The sequence below is a fragment of the Alcaligenes endophyticus genome (genome assembly GCF_026344035.1).
Taxonomy (GTDB): Bacteria; Pseudomonadota; Gammaproteobacteria; order Burkholderiales; family Burkholderiaceae_B; genus Alcaligenes; species Alcaligenes endophyticus.
The window spans coordinates 133,154-151,122 of the sequence record NZ_JAPKND010000009.1; the positions used below are offsets into that span (position 1 = coordinate 133,154).

Consider the following 17,969-nt stretch of genomic DNA (forward strand, 5'->3'; position numbering starts at 1 on the left):
TAGTTCCCGAAGATTGACAGTCTCAGGAACTACTTTACGAGAGTAGGGTAAATCAATCATGCGAAATGCATCGCACAAATCCAAACTAGCCACGCTAATGCACTTTGTAGACCAATGGAAAGTGCGTGTTGGGAGCCGTGAGGCGGTGGCCGTGGCTATCGTGGATAAACACATTGAGCTAGGCCTAGATGCCGTAACCGGTATCCGTTTTGAGCGCAGCGGTGATGCGTTCACCCTAGCTAAGAATGCCGCTGACCGTATTTTTCGGTGGCTGGACGATAAGACTAAAGATGCAAACCTAATGCCCGCTAATTTTGAGCAAAGCATTTTGGCGGCTATGCCTGACGATCTGCGTCTTATGTTTATGAATGATTATTTGACGCCGCTAGGGATGTCGGCACGTCCACATATGCCATGCCTTGGCGAGAAGCTTGAGTTAGTGGGGCGGGCACACGCTTCACATAAGGAGACCAGCGAAGCGGTTACGGCCTTACTGGCGCTGGCCACTGATCCTAGCGCCTCACGTCTTCGGGTAGCCCACCAAGAAACCATAGAGGCTATTCATCAGTTGCAGGCGAACCAGGCGGCTATAGAGAAAGAGCTCGTAGCAATGCAAAAGGTGAGCTTATGAGTAGACAGGTATTTCACTTAGTTAACGAAGCCGTTCGACGCAATGCGCGCCAAGCAGTCGTTAATGCCCCTGAGGGCATGATCTGCGAGATTAAGCCAGCCACCAAAAAGCGCATCCAAGAAGAAAAGTATCACGCAATGATTGGTGATATAGCCAAGCAAGTTGAATTGATAGGCGCTAAGCGCAGTACTGAAGACGCCAAGCGTTTGCTTATTGATGCTTTTGCCAGAGTGATGCGCGAGGCCGGAACACCCTTGAAGCAAGAGGGCAGAATTTTACCGTCGTTAGATGGCTCTGGCTTCGTGCAACTAGGCATTCAGTCTCGTCATTTTTACGTGAAAGAGGCAGCGGAATTCATTGAGTTTTTATACGCATTCGGCACGGATCATGATGTGCGCTGGTCCGAGCGCGCAGACATACCGGAGTGGGTGCGATGAAAGCTTGGAATAGCACCTTTAAAGCGAGCCGCACACCGCTAGTAAGAGGGGAGTTTAAGCGTAAGAAGCCTGTTAGCAATAAAGAGCAGAGCCTAGCTATGCGTATAGCAATGCAGTGCGGCACTCTTGCTCAACATAAGCGCAAGCCCTCTAAGCTGCTCCGTAGCGAAGAGCATAGGCGCAATGTGGCTGCTTTAGGTTGCCTGCTAACTGGAGCCGAGGCTCAGGCGTGTCACGTGAATTTTGGTAAAGGCATGGGCATTAAAGCTTGTGACAGTCTTTGCTTTCCTCTGGCGCCTCACTTACATGCGCAACATGACCAAGGTGGGATGCCTAAAAAAGAGCGTTGGCGCGTGGAGTGGGAATACGTAGATAAAACACGCGCACAGCTAATCCGAAAAAACCTTTGGTCGGCAGAGCTTGAGGCCCATTACCGAGTTGCTGTAGAGCCGCTATCTCGAGTAGTTCATGAGGAGGAGGCATGAACACAGCACGAGTCATTCAAATGGAAGACAAGGCACTGCCACAGCTTGAGAACGGCTTTTTGCGAATTGCTAACGAGTTGTTTGATGCTGTACTTGGCTTTGGTTTCACCAGTAAGCAGATTCATGTCTTGTTAGCGGTCATCCGTAAAACCTACGGGTACGGAAAGAGCGCAGATGATGTATCAGCCTCGCAGCTAGGTGAGCTGTGCGGCATGGGCCGCTCTCACGTTACCAGTACATTGAACCAATTGGCAGAAATGAAGGTAATCAACAAACAGCCTGGAATATACGGCTCCATAGTCTCAGTTAATAAAAATTACCACGCGTGGGTGAAGGCCGAGGACCTAGTAAACGCTAGTACCAAATCGGAACAGGTGTCCCGAAATGGCTCTAGTACCGAATCGGGACAGGGTGTACCGAAACGGGTATTTGATAGTACCGAATCGGAACAGGTCGATAGTACCGAATCGGGACACACAAAAGACAACCTTCCAAAAGACAATAAACAAAAGACTTGCGCAAGCGCAGAGTCCTTTGTGCAGTTCTGGTCTGCCTACCCTAAAAAACGATCCAAGGGTGCGGCTGAGAAAGCATTTCTGAAAATCAACCCTGACGAGCAGTTGCTTGCCGACATGTTGCGCGGCATCCAGCGGGCCATGACTCAGGAGAACTGGAAAAAAGCTAAAGGCCAATTCATTCCATACCCTGCCACCTGGCTGAATGCCAAGGGGTGGGAAGACGAGATTGATGATTTGCAGGGTGAAGGCTCTGGGGCTGATGACCTTTTTGAGGGTGCGCTATGAGGGGGCAAAGCGCAATTACTGAGCTGCGTCTATGCGGCTACAAGCCACGGATTGTCTGGGTGTTGCTTCTGGACTCTGGTTGTCCTGAAAACTATTTCCTCGATGCTGCTAACTCGCTTGAACTGGACGGTAAGCCAGAAGTGCACGTTAGTGCTGACGACGATATTGCCGCTTTGGATTTTCGATTTGTGCACGGGCTCACTGTTTTGCTTCAAGGCAACGATCCAGCTCGTCTGCGGACAGCATTCAAACGGATACGTCAATTTTCACCTGAGCGGATTATCACTTCCAGCCGCGATATTTTTAACGATTACAGGCATGGACATGCAAAACGACATTCAAATCATCACGCCGGACAGCTTTGATTTCAAAGCCTACATGGCCGAGACAGAGCCTTTGATTAAGGTGTTATCAGCTGATGCCTGGCGACAAGCGCTTGTGCGTTCAGTGCGAGAAGGGGAGCAGATTTTAGGTGCCAAACTGCCTTGGTCTAAAACGCACGACCACTTACGCTTTCGTGGGGGAGAGGTGACGCTGTGGCAAGGCATTAACGGGCATGGCAAGTCTCAACTTTTGGGACAGGCTGCTATGTGGTTTGCTGCACAGGGCGAGCGGGTATGCGTTGCTAGCTTCGAAATGAGGCCGCTGTCCACGTTAAAACGCATGCTGCGCCAATTCGCCATGAACGGCACACCAGGCGAAGGCGCTGTAAACCAGCTAATGGACTGGGCGCAGGATAAGTTCTGGTTGTATGACCAGCTTGGCAGCGTCACGCCAGATATGGTGTACGCCGTCATTCGTTATTGCGCCAAGGAGTTGAACATCAAGCATTTCATTATCGATAGCTTGATGAAATGCGTTAAAGGCGAGGATGACTATAACGGTCAAAAAGACTTTGTTGATGTGCTAACAGGCCTAGCGCGAGATTTGAATATTCACATTCATGTGGTGCATCACGTTCGCAAGAGCGACTCCGAAGACAGCGTACCAGGTAAGTTTGACAGCAAAGGCTCCGGCGCTATCACGGACCAGGTTGATCAAATCTTAACTGTTTGGCGCAACAAGAAAAAAGAAAAGGCAGTGGAAAAGTTGCTCCGAAACGGTGACAGCGTTCCCGAGGATATTTCAGGTAAGCCAGACGCTATGCTGGTTTGCGATAAAAACCGCCATGGGGAATGGGAAGGCTCTGTTGCTTTGTGGTTTCACCCGCAAAGCCTTCAGTACACGCCAGACAGTCGAAATATGCCCTTAGATATTCGTAAGGCGGCCGTATGAAAACCCAAACCGAACAGCACCGCCACGAATGCGAAGCGCGCTACGTACTAAACCTGCCTTTTGCAGACCGCAAGCCGTACCTAGAGGGCATAGGCCGTAGACGCGGAGAGGTAGCTAAAGCGGCATTGGAAAGCGAAGTACGTAAGCAATACAAGCTCAGAAAGGAGGCAGCGTGAGCACGAAGCCAATCGCCGAGCAAATTCTAGAGGCTATTAAATCTAAGAGCGTGTCGATGCATTCACGTGAGATTGCTGAACTGACAGGCCTAAGTCTTAACTCCGTAAAAAGCGGGATATGGAGGCTTCAGGCAAGCGGGAAGCTATTTGCAGCGGGGAAAGTAGCAATAGAAGGGAGTAGGGCGCCCGTCATGAGATATAGCACGATCAAGCCGAAGGGGGCGCCAGCAAAGAAGGTGTCTCCTGTCGTTAAGTCGGCTCCTGAGACGACTGCATTATTGGCCCGCGCTGCAGAGCTGGGTCAGTTTGGCATCTTGGTTGCTCAGTTGGAGGTACGACATGGCGCGTAAGTACAAAAATTGTAAGGTGACGTTAGACGGCCATGAGTTTGACTCAAAGAGGGAGGCTGCACGGTACGTGGATTTAAAGCAGCAACAAAGGCAGGGAAAGATTACTGATCTGGTACTACAGCCGTCTTTTGAACTGATCCCGAAGCAACGCCGAGAGGATGGCAAGGCAGAGCGTAATTGTGTGTACATCGCAGATTTTAAATATTACGACGTGGGTACAGATAGATGGGTGATCGAGGATGCAAAAGGGATGCGGACACGGGACTACATCGTGAAAAGGAAGCTAATGCTGCATGTGCATGGTATTTCAGTGAGGGAGGTGTAGCCATGGCATTACCAAGGTTCTTGTACGGGGATCCATCCAATCACATCGACCACATACGCAAAGAGCGCAAGAAATACGAGGCACGGCAGCCCGCAGCCAAACGAGAGCAGGCGCGTGAGGGATTAAAGGCTTTGTTTGGGGAGGGAGAGCGTGCAAAGGTACGACGCTGATTCGATTCTATGGAACTGGGCTCGTTGGTGCGCTTCCGGTGAGCGCGTGGGAAATATGCTTGATGTGGTGCCATATTGCGATGAAGAGGAGGCGTCCAAGCCAGCGGTGAATACGGAGCAGGCGGAGCATGTGGATCGATTGCACAAAGAGCTTCCGCACCATGAAGGGATGATCGTTACTGCTGAATACCCACAACGCCACAAGCGCTTTGCTGGTCTGCCTGCACGCCAGCGCAGGGAGGGGGCGCAGCGGTGGATTAAGGATGTGACAGGGCTGTGGATTAGAGAAGCAGAGTACAAGCTGTATCTGGGATTGTTTAAAGAATTGGTGTGTAGGGAGGTGGCATGAAATACGCTAGAGAGGTTATTGCATTGATGGGGGCTCACCCTGATCGAAGGTTCCGAATGGCAGAAATAGTGCGTTATGTTGACCCTAAAGCTACTGGCTCAACTCGACAGCGTATTCGCAATGGTGTTCTGCGAGTAATAGAGTCCTTAGAAGAGAATGGATGCCTCGAAATCGAGCCAGCAGCGCTTCGAGGAGGATTTGCTACTTATGTATGGCGAAAAGTGCCACATGTGGTTCTACCAAAGCGCCACGGGAAGTGCCATAATAACAGCAAGCACAATTGTGCCTATAGGATTTGAAGCAGCCCGCCAGTCGAAAGATTGAGCGGGTTTTTTGTGGCTGACGAGTCAGGGTAGGTGGCGCGGATAAGGAAGGAGGCAACCGCAGCGGTGGATGTGCAGGTGAGTAAACGGATACACGAAATCGGTGCAAATTGCTACGTTACTTGATACATTGGAAGTGGGTGAATAGCGCCCGTAGGTTTTATAAAGAATTGCCAAGGCTTGTGTTTTTATATTTGATCGACAACCCAGTTTAAAAAAGAAGGTGTCATGAAATTTAATAACTTAATTATGGCTGCTTTACTTGCTGGACTCGCAATACCAGCTCAAGCGCGAGAAGTTGCATGCCAGCGCAAGGTGGATTCAATACAAAGACAGTTAGAGCACGCCAATCGCGCTGGAAACTATCATCGTGTTCGTGGGCTAGAAAGGGCTTTAGTAAGCACGAAATCTAACTGCACAGATGCTGGCTTAGTTACTCAGAAAAGAAAGGATATTAGGGAGCAGCAGGAAGATATTAAGGAAGTTCAGGAAGAGATAGAGGAAAAAAAGCGCGAAGGTCGACACGATAAAGTCCCCAGGCTAGAGAGAAAACTGCAACGGGAGCAGGATAAGCTAAGCCAGCTTCAAAGTGAGCTCCATGACTTAGAGAGCTGATTTTTCTGTGTGGTGATAGACGTACAAACGAGGTGGTTGCGCCTGCGCACGCATAAAAATTTATTTTTAGCCGCCTGGAGGGGGACGGTTTTTGTGAGTGTTTAAAAATGCGTCATTTAGCCTGACAGGCTAGTGATCTCTCCGAAATCCGTAAAGTTTTGCTTTATCTGGTATGTTAGACTAAGGCCACTTCCTCAATCCTAAACTTTATATACCCATGTAAATAACTGCTACCTGCTTGTTCTCACATTTCTTTCGTTGATGAAGCACAGCGGGTGGCATCGTGGCGTCTCGGTTTAGTCTCTACCTAATTCCTTTAAGTCTTGTCACTCGCCGTGCAGATAGGAATCTGCATGTTGAATTTGAAATCCATCTGGTTTTTTAATGCCCGTAGAGACATAGTCTCGGGCTTACTGGTAGCTTTAGCTCTAATTCCCGAGGCTATCGCTTTTTCTATTATTGCTGGCGTAGATCCTAAGGTTGGACTCTATGCTTCTTTTAGTATTGCAACAATTATTGCTTTTGTTGGTGGCAGGCCAGGGATGATTTCTGCTGCGACCGGAGCGATGGCGTTAGTGGTGGTAACGCTGGTTAAAGATCACGGTTTGCAGTACTTGTTAGCGGCTACTATTCTGGCGGGCATAATACAAGTAGTAGCTGGTGCGGTCGGATTTGGTAGGCTAATGAAGTTTGTGTCACGCTCTGTTGTGACTGGCTTCGTCAATGCATTGGCCATTCTAATTTTTATGGCCCAACTTCCGGAACTAACTAATGTTACCTGGCACGTTTACGCGCTGACAGCAGCTGGCTTGGTTATTATTTATCTGCTGCCGCGTGTAAGTAATGTACTTCCATCACCGCTCGTATCGATTGTCCTGTTAACCGCCGTTACCCTTGCCTTAGGGATAGAGGTGAGAACAGTTAGTGATATGGGCACTTTACCGGATTCTTTGCCGGTGTTTTTGCTGCCAAACATTCCGCTGAGCTTAGAGACGCTATTAATTATCTTGCCGTACTCTGTGTCACTAGCAATAGTTGGCCTCTTGGAGTCCTTGATGACTGCGTCAATTGTTGATGACATGACCGACACGCCAAGCAATAAGAATAGAGAGTGCCTAGGTCAAGGTACAGCAAACATTATTACGGGCTTTCTAGGTGGGATGGCAGGCTGCGCCATGATAGGCCAGTCAGTTATCAATGTGAGGGCTGGTGGCAGAGGCAGGCTTTCTACGCTCTGTGCTGGAGTGTTTCTTCTCATCTTAATTGTGTTTTTTGGTGAGTGGGTGGGGATGATACCGATGGCTGCATTAGTAGCGGTCATGATTATGGTGTCTATAGGCACCTTTGATTGGAGGTCGTTAAATACTTTAGTTACGCACCCTAAAAGCTCCAGCGTTGTGATGGTAGCAACCGTCATCGTTACGGTATGGACACATGATCTGTCTAAGGGCGTGCTAACAGGCGTGTTGTTATCAGCTGTGTTTTTTGCAAATAAAGTTGTTAGTGTAGTAAGCGTATATAACTACTTAGGTGACGAAGGGAAGTCCAGGATATACAAGATCAAGGGGCAGCTATTTTTTGCCTCTGCAAATCAAGTGATTGATGAGATAGATTTAAATGAGCCGATACCAGAAATATTTCTTGATTTTTCTGATGCGCATGTATGGGATATAACAGCAGTAGAAACTATCGAGAGAATACATACCAAGCTCAGCGCCAAGGGTGTTTCAGTGAAAATCCTCGGACTAAATGAAAAATCCCACCGAACGATTCTTCAATTGGCTGATGAGCCGAAGAAGCTTTTGACAGCCTAGACACACAACCGCCTTCGGGCGGCTTTTTATTGCGTACTTTTTACCATTTATTCAAAACACCCCATGAATGAGGTGCTGACATGGCCCTATGTGGCGCAAAGACGCGCAGCGGGGAGCCATGTAAGCGCCATGCGGTGCCGGGGTCCAAGCGCTGTAAATTACACGGAGGTGGTGCTAGTAGAGCCAATAAGGGCAACAAGCACGCCGTGACACCAGGGAGCATTTACTCCCGCTATTACACCGAAGAAGAAAAACTAGTCGCCGACCAGATAGAACTGGGCAAGGTCGATGAAGAACTACGCCTGACGCGGATACGCCTGATGCGTGCGTTAGATCGTGAGGCTGAGCACGGCCACACCTTAGAGCTTGATAGCGAGAAGCGCGAGCCGGTCATCATTGATGGCGTAGTGGTTGCCGGTGCCGAGCAAGTAACTACAACGAGCAAGGTGCGCGACTACCCGGCGCTTATAGATAAGCTGACGGCTCGTATTGAGAGCTTGGAGCGTACGCGAGTAGAGTTGCTAAAAGCTGAAAAGGCGGGCGGCGGCAAAGACGAGGCAGAGTTACTGCAGGAACTGATAGGACGGCTACCAGCATGATGCAAACAGGCAATCTTTTATTGGATAGACAGTTGGCCCGCTGGTATCACCTCAAGCCCCATCCCGTTCAGTTGGCATTATTGCAGGCTGTGCCTAGCGGCATACGGTTCCCCTTGGTACCAGCCGGTAGGCGTTCAGGCAAGACGGAGCGATTTAAGCGCTTCTTGGTGAAGCAAGCTAATAAAGTAGCAGGGCAGTATTTTGCAGCAGCCCCAACGCATGACCAAGCAAAGAAGATCTTTTGGGATGACCTAAAGGCCTTTACGCTTTCGAGCATGCACAAGAGACGGCCCAGTGAGTCGGATCGCATTATCTATATGCCCAATGGCAGTGAACTGCATGTTATAGGGTTGGATAAGCCCCAGAGGATTGAAGGTATCCCTTGGAAGGGGGGTGGCATTGATGAATTTGCTGACGTAAAGCCCGATGCGTGGGAAGCGAATATCTTGCCTGCGTTAAACACCGTTAACCCAATGGATCCAGAGTACCGGGCATGGTGCTGGCTGCTTGGGGTGCCCGATGGGCTAAACCATTATTACGATCTATGTAGTGCCGCGGAAGCGGGTACAAATCCAGACTTTGCTGTGTTCCATTGGAAGTCGGCTGAAATTCTGCCTGATGACGTGATTGCTGCGATGAAGCGCGCTATGTCAGAGAAGCAGTTTAGGCAGGAGTTTGAGGCTTCGTTCGAGACCGCGGCTGGCAGGATCTACGAGGATTACGGTAAAGCCAACCACACCAAAGAGCGCATTCAACCTCATGAGGCATTGATGTGGATGCATGACCAGAACTACACGCCGTTATCGTCGGCTGTTGGGGTACGCAGAGGTGCTGCTCTGTATCTATTGGATGAAATAGTGTTAACCAGTGCTGTATCGCGACAATCAGCCGAGGAATTTGTCGAAAAGTTTAAGAGCCACCAAAACAAGGTGGTTTTTTTATATGGTGACCCAGCCGGTCGAGCAGGCGAAAAGCACGGGCATGCATCTGACTATACCGATATTGAGGGCGTGCTAAGACGCAATGGCTGGAAAGCGATCAGGAAGGTAAAACCCGCACACCCAGCCATTAAAGATAGGCAGAACGCCGTTAGGGCCAAGATCAAAAGTGCCGATGGAAACATATCACTGTATGTAAACCCAGTAACGGCAAAATGGTGTGATAAAGGCCTAGCTACTGTCCAGCTTAAAGAGGGTTCGAGCTTTCAAGAAGATGACAAAAACAAATATCAACATATCACCACTGCTATTGGGTACTGCGTGGATTATGAATGGCCGATGGCGAGGGCTACGGTTGTACAAAGGGCATTAGAGATATGAGCAACACTGATCAAGTGGACTATGTACTGCCAGCAGTCGAGGCAATGGCTAAGAATTGGGCCGTTGTTGATGATTTGCGGGGCGGCACGCTGTCTATGCGCGGCAAAAAGGAGAAATATCTACCTAAGCGCCGCCTAGAGACAGATCAGGATTATGAGGCCCGAATCAATGCCGCCACGCTATATCCAGCCTTTACAGATGCTGTGGCGTCAATGGTTGGACGAGTGTTTACCAAGCCGGTAAAGCTTGGCGACAATTTGCCTGCGCGTTTATTGGGCCTGATGGAAGACGTTGATACAGAGGACCGTAACCTGCATGCCTTTGCTCGTGACTGGATGGACGACGCTGTTGCCTATGGTTTAAGTCATGTGTTGGTGGATATGCCCCAACACAATGCTAAAACCCAAGCGGAGGAACTGGCGCTAGGTGTACGACCTTATGGGGTGCTCGTAAAGCACAATCAAATACTGGGCTGGAAAACGACGAAGCAAGGTGGCAACGTCGTATTGTCCGAGGTCCGTATCCGTGAAACCGTCACTGAGGAGTCAGGTAAGTACGGCGTTGAGGAAATAGAGCAGGTTCGCGTTCTACGCATCGGCAGCTATGAAGTGCACCGTAAGGGCAAAGATGGCTGGTACTTGCATGATGAAGGGGCGACAGGCTTGAGCCGCATACCGCTAGTGACGCTGTACGCGAATCGTACTGGCTTCATGCTTGCTGTGCCGCCTTTACTTGAGCTAGCTTGGTTGAACGTAAAGCACTGGCAAAAGCAAAGCAGCCTAGACAGTTTGATTGAGACGGCGTGTGTGCCTATTTTGGCTACGATAGGAGTGCAACCCAAGTACGATGAAAATGGCAATGAGGTGCCAGGCATCATTATTGGGGCCAAGTCCGGTATTGACCTGCCCGAGGGTGGCGACATGAAGTATGTCGAGCACTCAGGGGCAGCCATTAGCTCAGGCAAAGAGGACCTTGAGGCGTTAGAGGAACAGATGCGAGTGGCAGGCGGTCAGCTGCTCAAGCCTGATACGCAGGTCATGACGGCCGCACAGTCCGAGGCAGAAAACGCCAAGGAGATAAGTCGTTTAGGCATGATTGCACAGAACCTTGAGGACTCTATTGACCAGATGATTGGCCTAATGGCTGAATGGATGGGTAATACGATTGAGTCTGGAAATGTCCAAGTGCACGTCAATTTGGATCCTGATTTTGCGCCAGTGGAGAGCATGAATGTATTGATCAATATGTTTAATGCTGGCTTGCTCAGTAAACAGGGTCTATTTAACGAGGCTAAGCGTCGTGGGTTGATCTCGGATGACGCAACATGGGAAGAAGAGCAGGAGCGCATTGAGTCTCAAGGGCCTGATGCGAGCGAAGTGGTGCGCCTGATGGCCCAGTTCCGCGCGGAGCAGGCAAAAAGCCCTGAGGGCGTTGAGCCATGAGTATTGATAAACGATTGGCCGAGTTATTTACCGATGCCAATATTGAGGCTCTACGCTTTGCGGCAGGCCAGCAGATGGTGACTGAGCAAGAGGTAAGACGTTTGATGGCACGCTTAGAGCGTTTGCTTAAGAACGCCGACTTGTTTCACGCTTCCGATGTGGAGTTCTTGATCAAAGAAGCCACAAAGCTCATTAACCAAGGCTATAAGGAAATATCCGCAGAGCAAGTCATGCAGATGCGCGGATTTGCGCCGTTAGCCGCCTCGGGTGCCGTAGAGTCTGTTAATGCAGCAGTAGGTATCAGCTTGCTCAATAGGCCTAGAAAGCTCGGGCTAGACGTTTCTAAGCTACTTATTGATGGCGCTCCTTCGGCTGATTGGTGGGCAGGGCAAGCCTATAGCGTACAAAAGCGCTTTGCCCGTGTGGTTCGTAGTGGCTTTGTCCGAGGATTAACTACCGAGAAGATTGCTCAAGCGCTGGTGGGAAAATTGCAGGATGAGGACGCTTTGCCTGGTGAAGGCATGCAAGAGATAGCCTTGCGCGATGCACGTTCGTTGGTGCATACGAGCATTCAAACCGTGGCCAGCGCATCTAGGCGTGAGGCCTTCAGGCAAAATGCTGACATTGTTATTGGTATTCGGCAGATTAGCACCCTAGATAGCCACACAACCTTGCAATGCCAAGCGCGCGATCAAAAGGAGTGGTCTATTGAGTGGGATGATGACGGCACGATGATTGCCACGCCGGTAGACCACAAAATACCGTACTTAAACGGGGTTCCTGTTCACTGGGGTTGCAGGAGTGTAGAGACTAGCGTCTTGAAGCCGCTCACGATAAACGGCGTGACATTACCTAGCTTTCGTACATCAAAGCGAGCCAGTGCGGATGGGCCGGTGGATTCAAGCCTGACATTTGAGCAGTGGCTTGAGACAAAGGACGAGGCGTATCAGAACGAGTCCTTAGGCAAGGGTAGGGCCGAATTGTGGCGTGCAGGCAAGATTACCTTGTCTGATTTACTGGATTTACGGGGCAACCCACTAACGCTGGAGCAGTTGCGGGAAAAGTACGCATAGGCACAGCAAAGCAGATTAGCCGCTTCAGGAGACTGAGGCGGCTTTTTTATTGCCTGCAGTCTGGATAGGCGGGGCGCATTAGGCTGGATAGCCAAAGGAATTGAGATGAAATTAAAGCTAGATGAAAACGGTAATGTGGTGCTTCAAGATGGCCACCCAGTGTATGTACACCCAGACGGTAAAGAGGCACCGTTTGATGCTGCGGCGGCTGTTTCGAAAATTGCCGGGTTAAATCGCGAGGCACAGACACACCGTGAAGCAAAAGAGGCAGTCGAGGCAAAGATCAAGGCTTTTGAGGGCATTGAGGACGCGGATGCGGCACGTAAGGCCTTAGAAACCATTAAAAACTTGGACGAAGGCCAGCTCGTGACAGCAGGCAAAGTCGAAGAAATCAAAGCTGCTGCTAAGTCAGCCGCTGAAGCGCAGGTTACGGCAGCCGCTAAAGCCAGCGCCGAGCGTGAAAAGACCCTACAAGGGGAGCTCGACAAGCTGCAAGGCCAGCTATATAGCGAGGTAATCGGCGGCAACTTCAACCGCTCCAAGTTTATCAATGAAAAGTTCGCCATCCCTGCTGACTTGGTGCAGGCGCGCTTCGGTCAAGCCTTTAAGGTCGAAGACGGCAAAGTGGTTGCCTATGACCCTGCCGGCAACAAGATATTTAGCCGCAGCCGACCAGGTGAGGTGGCTGATTTTGACGAGGCGCTAGAGGCCCTAGTTGATCAGTACCCCTACAAGGAGCAAATCCTCAAAGGTTCTCAAGGCTCTGGCTCTGGCGCTCCATCAAACGGCGGCGGTGGTGTCGGACAAAAGAAAGGCAACTTTGGCGGCACGCGCGATGAGCGTACAGCAGCCATCGCTGCAAAATATGATTTGCCGCCTGCATAAAGCAGTCGGCTCTTGCTGTGATCTCGGATGGGATTCGGCGCAAGGGGTGGATGCCCCGCAATGGTTATTTCAATGCTCATCCGAGCAAAACACATTAAGGAACTATTATGTCTTTATCCCAGATGCAGGTCTTCAATACATACATCATGCCTGCAACCATCGAAACCCTGGCTCAAATGGTGGGCAAGTTTAACGAAGCCAGCAATGGTGCCATTCGCCTAACTACCGAAGGCTTTGACGGTGACTTTCTTCAAGAGTCGTTCTTTGCGGCCATTCATTCGGCTCAGCGTCGTGTTGATCGCTACTCTACAAACAGTGCTGCAACGGCCACCGATCTGACTCAGCTTAAGCATTCCAGCGTAAAAGTGGCAGGAGGCTTTGGCCCGATCCGCTTTGAGCCTTCGCAATTGACTTGGCTCAACAAACCTACAGCGGAAGGCGTTGAGGTAGCAAGCCGAAACTTTGCCGAAGCCATGATGGCTGACCAGTTGAACACGGCTATTTTGGCTCTTGTGGCCGCCATTAGTAATAATGCGAACGTAACTAATGACGTGAGTGCAACTGCTGGTGTCACTTACGCTGCGATGAATGAAGCGCACGGTAAGTTTGGAGACCACTCTGGCAACTTGGTTGCTCAGATCATGAATGGCACTACCTTTCACAAACTGATTGGCCAAAACCTGAACAATGCGCAGCAATTATTCCAAGCGCAGAATGTGCGTGTGGTGGATATTCTGGGTAAGGCCGTTGTTGTGACCGATGCTCCAGCACTGTATTCGGCTGCGGTACCCGGTACGCCGGATACTCCTGCTAAGTTGCGCGTACTGTCGTTAGCTGAAGGGGCAGCTATTGTGTCTGATGGCTCTGACATCATCAGCAATATTGAAACCTCTAACGGTAAAGATCGTATCGAAACCACGATGCAGATTGACTATACCTTTGGCTTAGGTCTCAAAGGCTATGCTTGGGACGAAGTAAATGGCGGGAAATCTCCTTCTGACGCCAAGCTCGGCACTGGAGCCAATTGGGATAACGTGGCGACCTCCGACAAGCACACCGCAGGTGTTGTCACTATCGGTGATGCAGCTAAGTAAGCAAATGGGGCTGGCCTTTGGGTTGGCCCTTTTTTATTGAGAAAACCATGAGCAAAGAACGCAAGATCATCTTTGAAAAGCACCCTGTGACCTCGGAGCGCAAAGCTGAGTTACGTGAGCAGGGTTACACCATCATCGATGCAGTGTACGCGCCACAAGACTACATACACCCAGATGCTGTAGTAGCCAAGAAGGCGCCATCGCAAGCCAAACCAAAGGCTGAGCCTAAAGCTGAGGCTGTGACAGAGCCAAAGCCTGAAGGCGAAGCGGGAGCCTAGTTATGAGCCTGCTTGTCGAGGATGGCACGGGGCGGCCTGATGCTGACAGCTACATCGATCTTGCTGACGCTAGTAACTACATGGGAAAGATGGGCCATGAGGCTTGGGCAACTGCTACTGAGGCAGACAGGCAAAAGGCGTTACGCCGTGCGACTCAGTATATCGATGCGCGGTACCGCTACAAAAACAGGCCGTTAAGTACTGATCAGTCCTTAGAGTGGCCACGCACAGGCTTTCCTTGGCCAGTAAAGCGCGTGCTTGATGCAACGTGCGAGCTTGCTGTGCGTGCGCTATCTGGCGAGTTGTATGCAGATGTGTTGCCTGATGAGCGCATAAAAAGTGAAACCATAGGGCCGCTAACAACCACTTATATGGAGCCTGATAACGGCGGGCAGGTTCGTTTTGCTGTGGTGGATGACTTGCTTGAGCCTTTGGTGGCAACAGGAAAAGTGACAGCTATTCGATTAGAAAGGAATTGACATGAGGCTATCTGCTAACAATTCAGACCCCGTTGCGTATGAAGCGTTTCAGAAAATACAAGCACAGGGGTTGAAGGCTGATGTTTATTTGGATGGCATTGAGCAGAAGCAGGTTGTCATTGCTGATACTGCGCTGGGCTATATCATTCGCCACAAATTAGATGCTAACAGTCGAGTCGTAGTGGATCTAGAGAAGCAAGAAGCGGTCACCGAGCGCTTAGATGGGGTGGTAAAGATAAGGCTGGTGCCGCAATGAGTGCCCGTGACGCACAGCGCGCCTTAGCGATGATCGAGCGAGCTAGGGCAAAGGGCAGAGCCTCAGATGTTGTGCTCAGTCGACCAGGCACACCAGGCGGCTATAACCCTGACACAGGGCGAGTCGAGCCTGGCAGTGATCCAGCTACTTACGCTGCTTCTGGTGTTAAAGACGGCTATAAGCAAGCTGATATCGACGGCACATTGGTTCAGCAGGGTGATCAGCGAATCTATATCCCCGCTCAAGGCTTTACTAGGCCTGAAAGCGGCGAAACGCTAACGGTCGATGGTGCCCAGTGCAATGTCGTTGGTGTGAGCGTTATCGCGCCAGGCGCCACTGATATTCTCTACATAGCGCAAGTAAGGGGGCTGTAATGGCTAAAGGTAGCTTTGCGTTAAACATTCGCAAGTTTGCTCAACGCGCTAAAGAAAACGCGGATGAGGTGGTGCGTAGAGCGGTGATTGAAATCGGGGATAGTCTGGTGTTGCGAACACCAGTAGGGAACCCTAAGCATTGGGATGCTGATTTTAAAGAAGCGGCACTAAAGCTAGGCTGGTACGGGGAGGGCTACACTGGCGGCCGGCTTCGCGCTAACTGGCAATTACAGGCTGAATCTCCAGCGACGGGCGTGCTCGATGAAATTGATCCGACAGGGGAGCCAACAAGGGCTAAGTTCAACACCCTCGCGGCTTCTATGCAGGCGGGCGGGCTGATTTACTACAGCAATAACCTGCCTTATGCGCTGCGTATTGAGGATGGATACTCAAAGCGTGCACCAGAAGGGATGGTGGCAGTGACTAGAGATGAATTCCGCGACTATGTGCGAAAAGCCATTAGGGAGCTGCCTAAATGATTTTACACATACGTAAGACCTTAGAGCGACGGCTAAATGGTTGGGCCACAGGCAAGTCTATTGCTATTGCATGGCAGAACGTGAGCTTTAAGCCAGTACCAAACCAAACATGGTTGCAGGTGACGCTAATGCCGGCTCAGACGGTCAGTGGCTCCTTGGTAACACAGGAGCATAAAGGCATCTTACATATAAACGTTTTTGTAGCGCTTAACCAAGGCAGTGGAGAGGCTGAGAGCATTGCTTCTGAGCTGGCTGCGCTTTTCCCCGCTGGCTTAGTGGTAGATGGGGTCGCTATACCCAGTCCACCTACTATTTTACAGGGTCGTCCTGACCCTGATTATTACCAAGTTCCGGTGCAAATACGGTACCGCATGAGTTGATTGTTATTTTTTATCTATGACCGCCTCCGGGCGGTTTTTTCGTTCTGGAGGCTCTTATGAGCAGCAAAGTATTACTGGTGCAAGGCACTACGTTACAGATATCGACACAAGAGGCGGCCAGCACAGAGCCTACGGGTCTGACGATGGCTGATCTTGATTGCACTGCACGCCAGTTGCAATGGCAGGGTGGTCAAGCCACTGAGCTTGACACATCCACCCTATGCAGTACGGCCAAAGAGTTTCGCTTAGGTCTTAGCGACTCGGGCACCCTAAGCGTTACGGGCTTTTGGAAGTCCGATGATGCCGCACAAAAAGCGATTAAAGCCGCTGACAAAGATAAAAAGCCCCGCTTGATTGTTGTTACCTTCCCTGACCGGTCTAAGTTTGCTTGTCTGGCTCTGGTGCAGCAGCGCTCATGGGATGCGCAAGTAGATGGCGTGGTGGGCGCTACGTTTAACTTCCGCATCACAGGTGAGGTAGAAGAGACGGAGCCGCCTGTAGGCCCGTAAATAAAACTGGTTTCTAGGCACCCTTAAATCGGCAGATGCCGAGCCGGAATGGTGGTTTATGCCTCGATTGATCAGGCTCCTTAATTGGGGCCTTTTCTTTTTTGAGGTCATATATGAATCATTTGATTATTTCATCAATGGCAATTCGACAGGATGGTAATGGTCAATTTTGTCTCAATGATTTACATCGTGCAGCTGGAGGGCTACCAAAACACAGGCCGGGCCAGTTCATGAGGCTGGAAACTACGAAGGGTCTGGTTTACGAGATCCAGTGCGCAGATCAGCGCAGTGCATTTCAAATCATTAATGGAGGCCCACAGCGAGGCACCTATGTATGCAAAGAGCTTGTTTATGCTTATGCGATGTGGGTTAGCCCTGCTTTTTGCTTGAAAGTTATTAGGGCTTACGATCAACAGCAAAACAATGCGATGGGCTTATATCAACAACTCCAGGCCTTGATTGCCGAGGAGGTTTCCACGCAAGTGAGGGCGTCCTTTGGCTCAAGGCTAATGCTTGAGCGAAAACGAGCTATTCCTTTGCTACGAGAACGCCGAGAGCGTATCGAATCAGAGTTGCAGCCTGAGTTATTTATTCACTAACCGCCATTGAGCGGCTTTTTTTATGGAAACAATATGAGCAAAAAAGAATACTCGTTGTCCGATATCAACACACGCGCGGCTGCATCGCGGGGGTTTGAGTTAGAGCTGGAGTACCCCAAAGGTACGCCTATCGGCATCTATGTCACTGTACTTGGAGATCACTCCACGGAAGTAGAAAACTACGAGGTGGAGAAGTCTGATGCACGAGCCGCTGAGCAGATGGCCGAAGTTAAAGGTGGCAGCGTAAAGCACCGCTCTTTGCGTGATGTGATTGTTGATAGCCACGAAGCAGCGACCGTACGTGTGATCGGCTGGCGCGGGATTAAGGAAGAGTACAGCCCGGCAGGGGTGGAGACCTTACTAAAGAACAATCCTGACTTCACCGATCAAATCCTCGCTGCTTCGCGTGACCGAGCAAATTTTACGATTGCCTGAGTAATGAAGTAATTG

General features: G+C 50.3%; 28 protein-coding genes. All 28 read left to right on the plus strand.

Annotated features, from left to right (window positions below; translation table 11 throughout):
- The first annotated feature begins 58 nt into the window (after nt 1–58).
- The 28 genes from OSH01_RS14620 (at nt 59) to OSH01_RS14755 (ending at nt 17,954) form a co-directional block, all read left to right on the plus strand.
- Nucleotides 59–631: a hypothetical protein gene (locus tag OSH01_RS14620; protein ID WP_266124856.1), complete on the plus strand. Its 573-nt coding sequence runs from the start codon at nt 59–61 to the stop codon at nt 629–631.
- Entirely contained in the window at nt 628–1,068 is a 441-nt protein-coding gene (locus OSH01_RS14625) for a recombination protein NinB (protein ID WP_266124857.1), read from the plus strand. Before OSH01_RS14620 ends, OSH01_RS14625 begins: the two co-directional genes overlap by 4 nt.
- On the plus strand, nt 1,065–1,553 hold the full coding sequence (locus tag OSH01_RS14630) for a hypothetical protein (protein WP_266124858.1): 489 nt from the start codon (nt 1,065–1,067) through the stop codon (nt 1,551–1,553). The genes OSH01_RS14625 and OSH01_RS14630 overlap by 4 nt, the downstream gene beginning before the upstream one ends.
- Nucleotides 1,550–2,356 (plus strand): replication protein, encoded by an 807-nt coding sequence (locus OSH01_RS14635; RefSeq protein WP_266124859.1) that lies wholly within the window; start codon nt 1,550–1,552, stop codon nt 2,354–2,356. The genes OSH01_RS14630 and OSH01_RS14635 overlap by 4 nt, the downstream gene beginning before the upstream one ends.
- Nucleotides 2,353–2,721 (plus strand): hypothetical protein, encoded by a 369-nt coding sequence (locus OSH01_RS14640; protein WP_266124860.1) that lies wholly within the window; start codon nt 2,353–2,355, stop codon nt 2,719–2,721. The genes OSH01_RS14635 and OSH01_RS14640 overlap by 4 nt, the downstream gene beginning before the upstream one ends.
- Nucleotides 2,681–3,631 (plus strand): AAA family ATPase, encoded by a 951-nt coding sequence (locus OSH01_RS14645; RefSeq protein ID WP_266124861.1) that lies wholly within the window; start codon nt 2,681–2,683, stop codon nt 3,629–3,631. The genes OSH01_RS14640 and OSH01_RS14645 overlap by 41 nt, the downstream gene beginning before the upstream one ends.
- On the plus strand, nt 3,628–3,807 hold the full coding sequence (locus tag OSH01_RS14650; protein ID WP_266124862.1) for a DUF7696 family protein: 180 nt from the start codon (nt 3,628–3,630) through the stop codon (nt 3,805–3,807). Before OSH01_RS14645 ends, OSH01_RS14650 begins: the two co-directional genes overlap by 4 nt.
- Nucleotides 3,804–4,157 (plus strand): hypothetical protein, encoded by a 354-nt coding sequence (locus OSH01_RS14655; RefSeq protein WP_266124863.1) that lies wholly within the window; start codon nt 3,804–3,806, stop codon nt 4,155–4,157. The genes OSH01_RS14650 and OSH01_RS14655 overlap by 4 nt, the downstream gene beginning before the upstream one ends.
- Nucleotides 4,147–4,482, plus strand: a complete 336-nt coding sequence (locus OSH01_RS14660; RefSeq protein ID WP_266124864.1) for a DUF1064 domain-containing protein — start codon at nt 4,147–4,149, stop codon at nt 4,480–4,482. Before OSH01_RS14655 ends, OSH01_RS14660 begins: the two co-directional genes overlap by 11 nt.
- A gap of 2 nt (nt 4,483–4,484) precedes the next feature.
- Complete coding sequence (locus OSH01_RS14665) at nt 4,485–4,652, plus strand: hypothetical protein (RefSeq protein WP_266124865.1); 168 nt, start codon at nt 4,485–4,487, stop codon at nt 4,650–4,652.
- Complete coding sequence (locus OSH01_RS14670) at nt 4,633–5,001, plus strand: hypothetical protein (protein WP_266124866.1); 369 nt, start codon at nt 4,633–4,635, stop codon at nt 4,999–5,001. Before OSH01_RS14665 ends, OSH01_RS14670 begins: the two co-directional genes overlap by 20 nt.
- Before the next feature lie 551 nt (nt 5,002–5,552).
- On the plus strand, nt 5,553–5,939 hold the full coding sequence (locus OSH01_RS14675) for a DUF1090 domain-containing protein (protein WP_266124867.1): 387 nt from the start codon (nt 5,553–5,555) through the stop codon (nt 5,937–5,939).
- Between the two features lie 353 nt (nt 5,940–6,292).
- Nucleotides 6,293–7,753 (plus strand): SulP family inorganic anion transporter, encoded by a 1,461-nt coding sequence (locus OSH01_RS14680; RefSeq protein WP_266124868.1) that lies wholly within the window; start codon nt 6,293–6,295, stop codon nt 7,751–7,753.
- 80 nt (nt 7,754–7,833) lie between these two features.
- Nucleotides 7,834–8,352 (plus strand): HGGxSTG domain-containing protein, encoded by a 519-nt coding sequence (locus OSH01_RS14685; RefSeq protein ID WP_266124869.1) that lies wholly within the window; start codon nt 7,834–7,836, stop codon nt 8,350–8,352.
- Nucleotides 8,349–9,671: a hypothetical protein gene (locus OSH01_RS14690; RefSeq protein ID WP_266124870.1), complete on the plus strand. Its 1,323-nt coding sequence runs from the start codon at nt 8,349–8,351 to the stop codon at nt 9,669–9,671. The genes OSH01_RS14685 and OSH01_RS14690 overlap by 4 nt, the downstream gene beginning before the upstream one ends.
- Nucleotides 9,668–11,113, plus strand: a complete 1,446-nt coding sequence (locus OSH01_RS14695) for a DUF4055 domain-containing protein (RefSeq protein WP_266124871.1) — start codon at nt 9,668–9,670, stop codon at nt 11,111–11,113. The genes OSH01_RS14690 and OSH01_RS14695 overlap by 4 nt, the downstream gene beginning before the upstream one ends.
- Nucleotides 11,110–12,186 (plus strand): hypothetical protein, encoded by a 1,077-nt coding sequence (locus OSH01_RS14700; RefSeq protein WP_266124872.1) that lies wholly within the window; start codon nt 11,110–11,112, stop codon nt 12,184–12,186. Before OSH01_RS14695 ends, OSH01_RS14700 begins: the two co-directional genes overlap by 4 nt.
- 105 nt (nt 12,187–12,291) lie before the next feature.
- The gene (locus OSH01_RS14705; protein ID WP_266124873.1) at nt 12,292–13,071 is read left to right on the plus strand and encodes a DUF6651 domain-containing protein; all 780 of its coding nucleotides are present in this window, start codon (nt 12,292–12,294) and stop codon (nt 13,069–13,071) included.
- A gap of 107 nt (nt 13,072–13,178) precedes the next feature.
- On the plus strand, nt 13,179–14,165 hold the full coding sequence (locus tag OSH01_RS14710) for a major capsid protein (RefSeq protein WP_266124874.1): 987 nt from the start codon (nt 13,179–13,181) through the stop codon (nt 14,163–14,165).
- Nucleotides 14,166–14,212: 47 nt separating this feature from the next.
- On the plus strand, nt 14,213–14,443 hold the full coding sequence (locus OSH01_RS14715; protein ID WP_266124875.1) for a hypothetical protein: 231 nt from the start codon (nt 14,213–14,215) through the stop codon (nt 14,441–14,443).
- A 2-nt stretch (nt 14,444–14,445) separates the two neighbouring features.
- Nucleotides 14,446–14,922 carry a DnaT-like ssDNA-binding protein gene (locus OSH01_RS14720; RefSeq protein ID WP_266124876.1) on the plus strand — a complete coding sequence of 159 codons (477 nt, stop codon included), beginning with the start codon at nt 14,446–14,448 and terminating at the stop codon, nt 14,920–14,922.
- A 1-nt stretch (nt 14,923) separates the two neighbouring features.
- Entirely contained in the window at nt 14,924–15,178 is a 255-nt protein-coding gene (locus OSH01_RS14725) for a hypothetical protein (RefSeq protein WP_266124877.1), read from the plus strand.
- A complete protein-coding gene (locus OSH01_RS14730; protein ID WP_266124878.1) occupies nt 15,175–15,552 on the plus strand; it encodes a hypothetical protein in 378 nt (125 codons plus the stop codon). The genes OSH01_RS14725 and OSH01_RS14730 overlap by 4 nt, the downstream gene beginning before the upstream one ends.
- Nucleotides 15,552–16,031: a hypothetical protein gene (locus tag OSH01_RS14735; protein ID WP_266124879.1), complete on the plus strand. Its 480-nt coding sequence runs from the start codon at nt 15,552–15,554 to the stop codon at nt 16,029–16,031. Before OSH01_RS14730 ends, OSH01_RS14735 begins: the two co-directional genes overlap by 1 nt.
- On the plus strand, nt 16,028–16,411 hold the full coding sequence (locus OSH01_RS14740) for a phage tail terminator-like protein (protein WP_266124880.1): 384 nt from the start codon (nt 16,028–16,030) through the stop codon (nt 16,409–16,411). The genes OSH01_RS14735 and OSH01_RS14740 overlap by 4 nt, the downstream gene beginning before the upstream one ends.
- Before the next feature lie 56 nt (nt 16,412–16,467).
- On the plus strand, nt 16,468–16,920 hold the full coding sequence (locus tag OSH01_RS14745; protein WP_266124881.1) for a phage tail tube protein: 453 nt from the start codon (nt 16,468–16,470) through the stop codon (nt 16,918–16,920).
- A 113-nt stretch (nt 16,921–17,033) separates the two neighbouring features.
- Entirely contained in the window at nt 17,034–17,519 is a 486-nt protein-coding gene (locus OSH01_RS14750) for a KilA-N domain-containing protein (protein WP_266124882.1), read from the plus strand.
- A 33-nt stretch (nt 17,520–17,552) separates the two neighbouring features.
- A complete protein-coding gene (locus OSH01_RS14755) occupies nt 17,553–17,954 on the plus strand; it encodes a hypothetical protein (protein ID WP_266124883.1) in 402 nt (133 codons plus the stop codon).
- Nucleotides 17,955–17,969 lie beyond the last annotated feature (15 nt).

Coding starts and splice junctions, on each gene's coding strand:
- OSH01_RS14620 (WP_266124856.1), top strand. CDS start 59: ATGCGAAATGCATCGCACAAATCCAAACTAGCCACGCTAATGCACTTT.
- OSH01_RS14625 (WP_266124857.1), top strand. CDS start 628: ATGAGTAGACAGGTATTTCACTTAGTTAACGAAGCCGTTCGACGCAAT.
- OSH01_RS14630 (WP_266124858.1), top strand. CDS start 1,065: ATGAAAGCTTGGAATAGCACCTTTAAAGCGAGCCGCACACCGCTAGTA.
- OSH01_RS14635 (WP_266124859.1), top strand. CDS start 1,550: ATGAACACAGCACGAGTCATTCAAATGGAAGACAAGGCACTGCCACAG.
- OSH01_RS14640 (WP_266124860.1), top strand. CDS start 2,353: ATGAGGGGGCAAAGCGCAATTACTGAGCTGCGTCTATGCGGCTACAAG.
- OSH01_RS14645 (WP_266124861.1), top strand. CDS start 2,681: ATGCAAAACGACATTCAAATCATCACGCCGGACAGCTTTGATTTCAAA.
- OSH01_RS14650 (WP_266124862.1), top strand. CDS start 3,628: ATGAAAACCCAAACCGAACAGCACCGCCACGAATGCGAAGCGCGCTAC.
- OSH01_RS14660 (WP_266124864.1), top strand. CDS start 4,147: ATGGCGCGTAAGTACAAAAATTGTAAGGTGACGTTAGACGGCCATGAG.
- OSH01_RS14665 (WP_266124865.1), top strand. CDS start 4,485: ATGGCATTACCAAGGTTCTTGTACGGGGATCCATCCAATCACATCGAC.
- OSH01_RS14675 (WP_266124867.1), top strand. CDS start 5,553: ATGAAATTTAATAACTTAATTATGGCTGCTTTACTTGCTGGACTCGCA.
- OSH01_RS14680 (WP_266124868.1), top strand. CDS start 6,293: ATGTTGAATTTGAAATCCATCTGGTTTTTTAATGCCCGTAGAGACATA.
- OSH01_RS14685 (WP_266124869.1), top strand. CDS start 7,834: ATGGCCCTATGTGGCGCAAAGACGCGCAGCGGGGAGCCATGTAAGCGC.
- OSH01_RS14690 (WP_266124870.1), top strand. CDS start 8,349: ATGATGCAAACAGGCAATCTTTTATTGGATAGACAGTTGGCCCGCTGG.
- OSH01_RS14695 (WP_266124871.1), top strand. CDS start 9,668: ATGAGCAACACTGATCAAGTGGACTATGTACTGCCAGCAGTCGAGGCA.
- OSH01_RS14700 (WP_266124872.1), top strand. CDS start 11,110: ATGAGTATTGATAAACGATTGGCCGAGTTATTTACCGATGCCAATATT.
- OSH01_RS14705 (WP_266124873.1), top strand. CDS start 12,292: ATGAAATTAAAGCTAGATGAAAACGGTAATGTGGTGCTTCAAGATGGC.
- OSH01_RS14710 (WP_266124874.1), top strand. CDS start 13,179: ATGTCTTTATCCCAGATGCAGGTCTTCAATACATACATCATGCCTGCA.
- OSH01_RS14715 (WP_266124875.1), top strand. CDS start 14,213: ATGAGCAAAGAACGCAAGATCATCTTTGAAAAGCACCCTGTGACCTCG.
- OSH01_RS14720 (WP_266124876.1), top strand. CDS start 14,446: ATGAGCCTGCTTGTCGAGGATGGCACGGGGCGGCCTGATGCTGACAGC.
- OSH01_RS14725 (WP_266124877.1), top strand. CDS start 14,924: ATGAGGCTATCTGCTAACAATTCAGACCCCGTTGCGTATGAAGCGTTT.
- OSH01_RS14730 (WP_266124878.1), top strand. CDS start 15,175: ATGAGTGCCCGTGACGCACAGCGCGCCTTAGCGATGATCGAGCGAGCT.
- OSH01_RS14735 (WP_266124879.1), top strand. CDS start 15,552: ATGGCTAAAGGTAGCTTTGCGTTAAACATTCGCAAGTTTGCTCAACGC.
- OSH01_RS14740 (WP_266124880.1), top strand. CDS start 16,028: ATGATTTTACACATACGTAAGACCTTAGAGCGACGGCTAAATGGTTGG.
- OSH01_RS14745 (WP_266124881.1), top strand. CDS start 16,468: ATGAGCAGCAAAGTATTACTGGTGCAAGGCACTACGTTACAGATATCG.
- OSH01_RS14750 (WP_266124882.1), top strand. CDS start 17,034: ATGAATCATTTGATTATTTCATCAATGGCAATTCGACAGGATGGTAAT.
- OSH01_RS14755 (WP_266124883.1), top strand. CDS start 17,553: ATGAGCAAAAAAGAATACTCGTTGTCCGATATCAACACACGCGCGGCT.